This is a genomic window from Oleiphilus sp. HI0132, from assembly GCF_001635845.1.
Genome location: NZ_LWGJ01001029.1, coordinates 1 through 10,216 on the forward strand (window position 1 = coordinate 1; position 10,216 = coordinate 10,216).

At 43.3% G+C, this 10,216-nt stretch carries 9 protein-coding genes; 4 read left to right on the forward strand and 5 right to left on the reverse strand.

Annotated elements, in window-relative coordinates:
* The first annotated feature begins 130 nt into the window (after positions 1 to 130).
* The gene (serA, locus tag A3766_RS11985; RefSeq protein ID WP_068507262.1) at positions 131 to 1,360 is read left to right on the forward strand and encodes a phosphoglycerate dehydrogenase; all 1,230 of its coding nucleotides are present in this window, start codon (positions 131 to 133) and stop codon (positions 1,358 to 1,360) included.
* Positions 1,361 to 1,460: 100 nt separating this feature from the next.
* Here the strand turns inward: serA and A3766_RS11990 are convergent, their stop codons facing one another.
* Complete coding sequence (locus tag A3766_RS11990; protein ID WP_068507260.1) at positions 1,461 to 2,501, reverse strand: alpha/beta hydrolase; 1,041 nt, start codon at positions 2,499 to 2,501, stop codon at positions 1,461 to 1,463.
* A 449-nt stretch (positions 2,502 to 2,950) separates the two neighbouring features.
* Here A3766_RS11990 and A3766_RS11995 point away from each other — a divergent pair, with 449 nt between their 5' ends.
* Complete coding sequence (locus A3766_RS11995; protein WP_068510646.1) at positions 2,951 to 3,913, forward strand: YheT family hydrolase; 963 nt, start codon at positions 2,951 to 2,953, stop codon at positions 3,911 to 3,913.
* A gap of 3 nt (positions 3,914 to 3,916) precedes the next feature.
* Here A3766_RS11995 and A3766_RS12000 read toward each other — a convergent pair whose 3' ends face one another.
* The 4 genes from A3766_RS12000 to A3766_RS12020 form a co-directional block, all read right to left on the reverse strand.
* On the reverse strand, positions 3,917 to 4,585 hold the full coding sequence (locus A3766_RS12000; protein ID WP_068508922.1) for a hypothetical protein: 669 nt from the start codon (positions 4,583 to 4,585) through the stop codon (positions 3,917 to 3,919).
* 1,955 nt (positions 4,586 to 6,540) lie between these two features.
* On the reverse strand, positions 6,541 to 7,239 hold the full coding sequence (gene dnaQ / locus A3766_RS12010) for a DNA polymerase III subunit epsilon (RefSeq protein WP_068642266.1): 699 nt from the start codon (positions 7,237 to 7,239) through the stop codon (positions 6,541 to 6,543).
* Positions 7,236 to 7,712 (reverse strand): ribonuclease HI, encoded by a 477-nt coding sequence (rnhA, locus tag A3766_RS12015; RefSeq protein ID WP_068510651.1) that lies wholly within the window; start codon positions 7,710 to 7,712, stop codon positions 7,236 to 7,238. Before rnhA ends, dnaQ begins: the two co-directional genes overlap by 4 nt.
* Positions 7,709 to 8,524: a class I SAM-dependent methyltransferase gene (locus A3766_RS12020; protein WP_068552990.1), complete on the reverse strand. Its 816-nt coding sequence runs from the start codon at positions 8,522 to 8,524 to the stop codon at positions 7,709 to 7,711. Before A3766_RS12020 ends, rnhA begins: the two co-directional genes overlap by 4 nt.
* A gap of 112 nt (positions 8,525 to 8,636) precedes the next feature.
* On the opposite strand from A3766_RS12020, the gene gloB reads away from it, so the two are divergent.
* Both gloB and A3766_RS12030 read left to right on the forward strand, forming a co-directional pair.
* The gene (gene gloB / locus A3766_RS12025) at positions 8,637 to 9,407 is read left to right on the forward strand and encodes a hydroxyacylglutathione hydrolase (protein ID WP_068507824.1); all 771 of its coding nucleotides are present in this window, start codon (positions 8,637 to 8,639) and stop codon (positions 9,405 to 9,407) included.
* Positions 9,408 to 9,606: 199 nt separating this feature from the next.
* Positions 9,607 to 10,216 (forward strand): hypothetical protein (locus A3766_RS12030; protein ID WP_156508886.1); only part of this gene is annotated, 610 nt, incomplete at its 3' end.

The following is a 10,216-nucleotide window of genomic DNA, read 5'->3' on the forward strand; positions in this document are numbered from 1 at the left end:
GAGTTTTAATATTTTGAACGACTAAAAAGCGGAATATGTTATCATACGCGGCTTTTCCAGACACAAATTCTTGAAATAATCTGTTGTTAACAGTGTATTTTGATTCTTAGATAAAAGGTTTTTTGCGAATATGACTACGACGTCTTTAGATAAAGGTAAAATCAGGTTTTTGCTTTTAGAAGGTGTACATGAATCTGCTGTGGAAACACTTAAAAAGGCAGGTTATACCAACATTGAATATTTGAAAACTTCTTTGGCTCAAGATGAGTTGATCGAAAAGATCGCAGATGCTCACTTCGTCGGTATTCGTTCACGCACTCAATTGACTGAGGAAGTATTTCAAGCCGCTAAAAAGCTAATCGCAGTTGGTTGTTTCTGTATTGGTACCAATCAGGTCGACCTTAAAGCAGCTACCAAACACGGTATCGCTGTTTTTAACGCTCCTTACTCAAATACTCGAAGTGTTGCCGAACTAGTACTTGCCGAAGCAATTCTACTACTTCGTGGCGTACCTGAGAAGAATGCTCTTGCTCACCGCGGTGGCTGGCTAAAATCAGCTACCAATAGCTACGAAATTCGCGGTAAAAAGCTCGGGATTGTTGGCTACGGCAGCATCGGCAGCCAGTTGAGCGTTCTTGCTGAATCATTGGGCATGAAGGTCTACTTCTACGATGTAGTAACCAAACTTCCTTTGGGTAATGCAACGCAACTTGATTCTATGGAAGACTTGCTTGGCATGTCTGATATTGTCAGCCTGCACGTACCTGAAACCGGTGCAACACAAGACATGATGGGACCAGAACAGTTTGCTCAAATGAAAGATGGCAGCATCTTCATTAACGCAGCTCGTGGAACAGTTGTTGTAATTGACGCATTATGTGAAGCACTTAAGTCTGGCCGAGTATTGGGCGCCGCAGTGGATGTATTCCCTGTAGAGCCTAAGTCAAACAACGAAGAATTTATTTCTCCTCTTCGCGAGTTTGATAACGTTATCCTAACGCCTCACGTTGGTGGTAGCACAATGGAAGCGCAAGCCAACATTGGTTTCGAAGTTGGTGAGAAGCTAGCTACCTATAGTGATACTGGTACTTCTATCACTTCGGTTAACTTCCCTGAGGTTGCGCTACCATCTCACCCAGATAACCACAGAATTCTTCATATTCATGAGAACATTCCGGGTGTTATGTCCGAGATCAACCAAGTGCTATCTGAAAACAACATCAACATTCTAGGTCAATACCTTCAAACCAACGAAGGCGTGGGTTATGTTGTAATTGATGTTAATAAAGAGTGCAGCGGTCTAGCGAAAGACAAGCTAAAAACAGTCAACGGAACGATTCGTTGTCGAGTTCTGTTCTAGAAACAATTCGATCCGCAAAAAGCAAAAAGCAAAAAGCCGCATCTCATTTGAATGCGGCTTTTTTACTTCTAAATTAAGACTTAATTCTAACGAAAAGCGCTTATGCCTTGGATGCTGAGCCTTTATTACGAACCTTAGTTACCTTCTTGGTCACTTTTTTGCCTGCCTTTTTTTCCTCAACAATACTCGTCGTGGAATTTGCATTAAACTCACTAAGCAAAGCGTCAAACACGCTCTGCCTTTTGAGAAGCGACTCATTTACCAGATGATGCTGCGCACCCTCTAGATAGGCTATTTTCACCTCACTAAACACTCTCTTTAGCACCGTGATATTGTGTTCCCAGTCAACTGTCATGTCGTCAGTGCCCTGAATAATCAATACCTTTCGTTTGAGCTTCTTACCACTTTCAATTCGTGGAACCCAATCGCGTAAGGCACTAATCCAGTCAACCGCCAACCACTTGGACTGCAAGGGGTCATGTTCTTTCAGAAACTTCAGGAATTTCACATCCGCGCTATTTTGTGAGAATGAGCGATGCCACACTTTGAAAAACGGTTTAACCAAAGAGTGAGCCTTTTTAACAAAGCTCCAGCCTTTAGGTCGCACCAGCGGCGCGAGCAAAACCACCTTATCAAAAGCTTCACCGTGCGTTTCAGTATGCATTAAGCGGTCAATCAAAACTGCCCCGCCCGTACTCTGACCAACACAGTGGAATGGTTGCGGTAGATTAGCGCGACACGACGCCAAACAAGCATCGATCGCCTCTTGATACTGCTGGAAACACTGAATTGAAGCAGGCTTGCCACTTGATAATCCATGTCCAGGCATATCATAGATAACAACCGCATAACCCGACTTTATTAAAAAGCGAATTAGGTGATGATATATTCCGGCATGATCGAAGTATCCATGAAACACAAACACGGTACCTTTAGCATCAAGTGGTTTAAAGCTTTGCATAACGATACGAAAGTCACTTGCATCAAGCCAACCTGCACGCTGCTCTAGTCCGTCGAACTCACGATAGAAAGCCATATCATAGAAGTCATAGTAATGCGCTATTTCCCCCTTAACTGCAGCTTTCGACTTAAACGAAAACTTACCTAACTCCATTAATAAGCGATCACGATCCCAATTCATTCAACTTCCTCAATTAACTACTTTGTATCTAGATGTAAACGACGCAATTAGACGTTTCTATTAGCTTTGTTAAAAATTAACAAACGCTCAGATACATAAACTCACATTTAACATTGTTTTAAATTAGAGCCCTAAAAAGCATCAATAATTTAGTTACAATATAACCACAACGACATTACAAGGATATTTTAAATTGCGACCTACCGTGAACTAGCAAACTTATCTTAGCTGCTGGTTCATTACCTGAGTAATTAGTGTCGCAAATAAAGAAGAGAGTAGATCATGAGACAAGAAAGTAAACCTTTTACCTTTATCGACATCGTATTGGCCATGAGCATCACTGGCATCATGCTTGGCTTCCTCGTTCAACAGCTTCTCGACTTTTAGTATTTAACAGCGGCCTGTTTTGCCGCATAATCACCAGATATTTTTTGCTGGGTGATAAATAAATGGAATACCTTCCTCCCTGGTGGGCCAGAAATGGCCACCTTCAGAGCGTCTATCCTTCAGTTTTCAGAAAGGTATCAGCTGACTTTTATACTCGTGAGCGCCTGGAAACACCCGACCAAGACTTTATCGACCTGGATTGGGCCAAGAACAAGCAAAGCCCTCTTAAAAGGCTTGTGGTGCTTAGTCATGGCCTTGAAGGACATAGTAAACGTCCATACATACTCGGCATGGCGAAAATTGCGCTCCAGAACAACTGGGATGTGCTTGCCTGGAACTTCCGCTCATGCAGTGGCGAACCAAACAGAAAGCTCCAGTCATACCACAGCGGTCAAACAGGAGACTTACAATACGTTGTTAAGCATGCCATAGCACAAGGTTACGAAGAGGTCTGCTTAGTTGGCTTTAGCATTGGTGGCAATAAGACACTTTTATACCTTGGCCGCGAATCCGAAGACGTTCCCAAAGAAGTCAGCGGCGCCGTTACCTTTTCTGTTCCATGTGATTTAACTAGCAGCTCAAAACAGTTAGCGCTGCCACAGAATAAAATTTACATGAAAAATTTCCTGTTCAGCCTTAAAGCAAAACTTAAAGAAAAAAAGCTTCGTTTCCCGCAAGAAGTTGACCTAACAGGTTTTAGAAAACTGAAAACCTTTTACGACTTTGACCAGCGCTACACTGCACCATTAAACGGCTTTGCTAGTGCAGAAGAATACTGGTACAAATCGAGTTCTAGCAGGTATATAGAACAGATAAATACACCAACACTACTTATCAGCGCGTTAGATGACCCATTCCTCACAAAGCAATGTTTCCCACATGAAGCAGCGAAGAGCAACCCTTGCTTCGAGCTAGAAACACCACGTTTTGGTGGTCATGTTGGCTTTATGGGCTTTAACAAAGAAGGACTCTACTGGTCAGAAGAACGTGCGATTGAATACTTAAATCGCTTAAGCCGGTTTTAAAGCTTAAAGCCAGCTCTCAATTGCCTCGTGTGCCTGAACATTCTCCGCTCGAGCCTGCAAACCACCCTCACTCAAATAAACGCTAAACCGAGCCCGGTCTTTCATAGGAATAAAGGTACCACTCCCGTAAACCAAGCTCGCCCCTGGCAGCCACTTATAACTAGTTAGCCATTGCTTAAAATCTCTAAGCACAGGCAGCGTATTTTCTGAGCCCTTGTCAGCCTGCCAAAGATTAAACAGCGTCCTGGGCTTATTTCTTTCATCATCTATTGAATGGTAACGTCCAGATAAGCGGTCAAAACGAAATGCATCTTCCATCCCTAAAAAGCGCCAGAAATCTCCCCAGACGAGCAAGCGAGCATCCAGCTGCCACATATCCCCTTCTATTTCAAAGTGCAGAGGAGGCTGTTCGTTTAGCTCTAAAACCAAATTATATCGTTGAGGTCCAAGTCTAAATGTTTCAACGCTTGCTATCTTTTGAGCAGAAGTTTGTGCTTTAAAACTGTACAAATCCCAGGAACTGTAAAGAAGGGCCATTGCAGAGAGTATAGCTAGAATAGCAAGCGTAGCTTTTAGCCATGCCTTGAACCATGTACGAAGGAACAGGTACTTGAAAGAAATAACAATTAGCAGAGCGCCGAGAATAGCAATAGACAAGACGGGCAAGAACATAATTACCTCCTACCCTTGTATAAGCTTAAGTACCATACCCAATTGAAGCCAGACTTTCTTCTGACAACTTTAACAAAGCATCATTCTGGGTTTGTGCCTTGGTCATACTCTCAATGTAGTATTCCAATGAAGTCAGTGCATCAGCCAGAGTTTCTAACAAAGTCTGGTCAGGCATCGTATCACCGTCAACCAACTCCTGTTGAATACAGGACATGCACTTAAATAACAAGGACGTTAACCTCTCCTCACCAATGATGCTCATTGCACCACGGATACTGTCCATGACAGTATAGACTGTTGCCAGGTGAAGCTTATCACCCTGGGATTCAACGTAGGAGCTAATTGATCGTTTAGCCAAGCCTAGCCCGGACTTTGACTCATCAATAACAACGATAGTCGCTTCGCTCAAATATGGCGTTTCGCCATCTTTATGGGCCGACTGCAACTCTACTTCACCCTGAATACCCGTTTCTTCAAAGCGCTTAATCGCCTGCTCAATACCTAACACAGCGTCAGCTACAGCAAATAAATCCTGTTCGGCAACATCCGTCCCTGTGCCTTGCCAAGTTTTGATTGCTTCGATCTGCTGATCACAAGCTAGGCTAATCTTCTTCAGGTCGAGCATAGACAAGGTGCTGCTCAGGCGTTCAAAGACACCCACTATAAACTGCATATCCTCATCGCTTGGCGCATCACCACGCTCAAGAATATCTAATTTTTCTTTAAGCTGAATTAGCTCTTCTTGCAATGCATTGGACAAAGACTTAAGAACATCTGCACCCGGGCCAAACAACCGCTTGCTTTCTGCCGATAAAGACTTTTCATCAAAATCCAATAGGGAAACTTTGTAGCCTTCCAGTACTGCATTCACTTGCTGAGAATAAGAACCACTAATTGCTAACAAGTAGATAAGCTCTTTATGCAAAGACTCCGGTGCCGATTTACTGGTCACCACAGTTCCAACCAATGCCATCTCACGAAGGTACTTTTCAACCTTCATAAACAAGCGCTTGCGAAGGTCATGAGTACTCATATCTTGTTCAAGCAAGGTGTCTGCGACAATATTCACTAAGGCCCAAAATTGCGCCAATGGCTCACCAGCACATAGTTTCATTGCACCTTTGGAGGCACGAGAGATTAGCCGCAACGCTATTTGCTTGTTTCGGTCACGCAATATGTCAAGCAAACCAACCTGATACATATGCCTGAAGCGCTTAGCGTGGTGTTCAAAGTCACCAAGTTTATTACTACTCGATAGGCCAAATATAGTGNTCGGGTCAAATGCCCTATCGCTGGGTAAGTCAAAAAAGTGTGACTCTGGAAAGGGTTTGGTTTTTCTGGCTATTCGAAGCTCATTGATAATCGGCAAAAGAAGCTCTGGATGATCAAGCTTCTTCTGACAAAAATATTCGGTATAACGGCGCAAGATAAAAATAGCATTACTTAGGTTTGTTAACAGGCCATTTTTGTCGTCATTTGCACCAACAGGCACTTCATTCGCTAAGGCAACAGATTCCTGACATAGCAGCACGCAGCCCTGTACCTCTACCAGCACAAAGATACCGCGCAATTGGTTCAAGTAATCGATGCAGTTCTGAAGATCTTCTCCACTGTCGCGATTTTCCTGAAATCGTTCCAGGCTTTGCTCTGCGTGTTGAATTGTTGCTTCAATTTCCGGCTGAACCAGTTCAATAGAACTTAGACTCGTAGATGACAAGGCCATAAGCTAATTCCGGTCCAAAGAGTAATTATCAAGTTTCAAAATAAAACCGCTTTAATTCTTGTATTAATACTTCTAACCAAATAACGTCTCAGTTAATGGTCAGAACATGCTCTAAATCAATTTAAAAAAATATCGTTGGTTATTAATTTATATCACAATTCCGACGCTTAACAAGTTTAGCACTGTGTGTTTTCGTAATTAGCAAAGACTAGCTCTGCTACTTATGAAACACTTATAAGTCCCAAATCACCTGGCCTGATTTCTTTCTAAGTGATTCGAGGTATTTTTCATGAGACGCAGCTTCCTCTGTATTGGCAGCCAGAACAGGTAGAGGCTTGCGTGTACCGGGTAACCTTCGAATACCTCCGGCGCCACCTTCATCTGTCTTTTCCTTATCTAGCAACAAGCTAGTCTGCCCACCACTTAGTAATAAATAAACATCAGCGAGTATTTCGGAATCCAATAAAGCCCCGTGCAGTTCACGGTGACTATTATTGATACCGTAGCGTTTACATAAAGCATCCAGATTGTTCTTTTGCCCCGGATGCTTCTCTCGCGCCATGGCTAGTGTATCTAATACACCACAGTAATTTTCTACCGGAGGGATCTTGTTGACCAAAAGGTTAAATTCGTAGTTGATAAAGCCAACGTCAAACGCCGCATTATGGATAACCAGTTCAGAACCTTTTATATACTCAAGAAATTCTTGGGCAATATCAGCAAACAAAGGCTTATCAGCTAGAAACTCATTCGTTATTCCGTGGACATCTATCGCTTCTTGCTCTACGACCCGCTCTGGATTGATATACACATGGTAGTGATTTCCTGTCAGCTTACGGTCAATCAGTTCGACACAACCAATCTCGATTATCCTGTGGCCAAGCTGAGGATTTATACCGGTGGTTTCTGTATCAAGTACGACCTGCCTCACCCTTCAACTCCATCAATCACATGAACCTTACCAATACTGTCTTTTCGAATAACCGAGTCAACTCCGAGATTGGCAAGCTGGTCAGCCATTTCATTACCTGGATCACCACTATGACCTTTCACCCAAAACCATTTTACCTCATGTGTTGCGACTTGCTCATCCAACGCTTTCCATAGCTCAACATTCTTTACTGGCTTTTTGGCTGCAGTTTTCCAGCCATTTTTCTTCCAACCTTTTATCCACTCAAGCATCCCTTTGCGCATATATTGGGAGTCGGTATGTAAGTGAACAACACTAGGTTTCTTTAAGCTTTCGAGCGCCCGAATTGCAGCAAGCAGCTCCATTCTATTGTTGGTTGTATCAAGCTCACCACCATAAATCTTTTTCTGATGCTTCCCGCTTGTTAATAATGCTCCCCAACCTCCCGGTCCAGGGTTGCCTTTACAGGCTCCATCGGTATAAATCTCTATCATTCTTCTTTATCTTTCTCGTTATAAACTGAAAAGTCTTGTTCCAAAACCCGAGTGTGCCGTGAGCTTGCCAAAGGCATTCCTACGACCTTTGCACCTCGACGCCATTTTGAGTAGGAATTGATTCGTGAACCGACCTGTTTTTGTGCCGATATCAAATAGTATGCGCCTAGGGGGACTTTTGTATTGAGCACTTTATCGAGCCACAAAAAACGCCTAAATAAACCTGCATTATTAAAAGGCAGGCCGTAGTAATGGTATTTAGTAGTTCCCACCCTAAAATCGAGCAAATTCAACCAATCTTCGATTCGCTTACCACCAATAAAACAACTATTCCAGGGTGCTTGCTGCGACCTCCCTAACAACCTCCTCACTCCCCAAGTACTGAGAGGGTTAAACCCAACTATCACCATCGTACCAGAAGACTTGAGCACCCTGGCTGCCTCTCGCAGGGTTTGATGAGGCGCACTGGAAAAATCTAGTGCATGGTGCAAGATAACAACATCTTGGGTTTCGCTTTCTAATGCCAATTCCTCAGAAGAAGAAATAATAGAGTTTTCAGGTAAGTCCGGTTCCCACTCTGGCAACACATAAAATTTATGCCCCAAGCTACTTGGGTTACCTACTGGCACCCTATGCGAGACACCTATCTCAGCCTGGTGATAGCCAAACAAGCGATGTATTTTATTTGCTATATTACGCCGTTGGTCAGCTAATAAACTACGTCCTAAAGCACTCTGAAACCACTGTTCCAGTTGCTGTTGTTTAGAACTGTTAGCCTGTGCATTTTTATCCAAATCTTGTAACCCTGACATCGCAAAGCTCCCGCAGCGTGCTCGCAACAAAGCAGACTCTATCTAAAGTAGCTTTAATTTACCCAGTATTCATTCTAAGCTATGACAAATCAACCTAAGTGAGAGTTATCATATGATAAAAGTTCATGGCATACCTGCTTTTTCAGACAATTATATCTGGTGTATATATGATGACGCGAGCATGCAGGCTGTCGTTGTTGATCCTGGCTCATTTAGTGACACTCAAGATTATTTGAATTCACAAGGGCTAGACCTAGTAGCAATTCTTATCACTCACCACCACCCTGATCACACGGGAGGCTTGGCAAAACTTAAAGATCAATATGACTGTAAAAGCTTCGGCTCATCTCACTCAAAAGTTGAAGGTATCGATGAGCAACTGTCTGAAGGCGAAGCGATCAGCTTACTTGGCTTACAATTCAAAAGCCTCGACGTTCCGGGTCATACGCTTGATCATAATGCCTACTATTGCGAACAACTAGACGCATTGTTTTGTGGGGACACACTATTCTCAGGTGGTTGCGGTCGCTTATTCGAAGGCAGTGCTGAACAAATGTATAACTCGCTTGGAAAAATCCGCTTACTACCGAAGACGACACGCATCTTCTGTGCACACGAATATACATTAGCCAATCTAGATTTTGCACTGAGTCTAATGCCAGACAACCAGGCACTACAAAACTACTTAGTAGAAGCCACCGATTTGCGTAAGCGTGGCTTATCCACTATCCCCTCCACACTAAAAACAGAACTGGAGATAAACCCGTTTTTTAGAAGCAACGATCCAGCCTTAGCTTCGAATGTTAAACAACTATTCCCCAATACGAATAGCTGTGAGCCAGATATTTTTGCCGCAACAAGGCTCGCGAAAGATCAGTTCTGACCATAGTAACAACGGGTTAGCACTTACAGAGTTAAATTTGTTACTAATTATTTAGCTCCAAGCAGTTGACCCTAAAGCCCCTACTTCATAGACTGGGCGGGAAAACTTGCTTAACGCCTAACAAAATGTGTTCCTTTTCTCGCAGCAGTAAAATAGCCACCCAATCGATATGCGTCATTTTCCTCTTATAGTTCTACTTTTGCTTATTAACGCTTGCGCGAGCTTTGATTCGTCGCGCGGACAGCTTGCCCCCCCTAGCTCGGTGCCGTCAGTTTCCAGCAACACAACATCAAACAAAAGCGAACCTACCCCCGACATTGAGAGCAAGGAAAACACTCAAGTAAGCGAACAAATCTCAAATACTCAAGAAAGTGGCATTAAGCAAGCGTCAACTGCTAGTAAAGCAAAGCTCCAACCCTCCCCAGAGCACACCAGTACGACACCAGCTAGTAATTCCGACAACGAAGCACTAACAGCACCACCCTATTTAATCTCTCAAATATTTGACGAAACGGTGGAGCCAAAAGAAAAGTTTTTCGTTAGCGGCCTTTTGAGCAGCCCAGATGAAGATCTATTCAGTAGTTTTGCTCTGAATAATAAGCTTATCGACAGCGCATCTGCCGAACATAACAAACAGCAGAATCGTAACTACGAGCAATACGGTTTTATCACTCCAACTGATGAGCTGGAACAGAAAGTCAATCAGGAGCTTCAGCTTCTTCGTGATAGACCTAGCCATAACCCTGACCAAGGCGACCTGCTTGACGATATTCGAAAGCACTTTACACTCGACCTGACTCTTGACAACA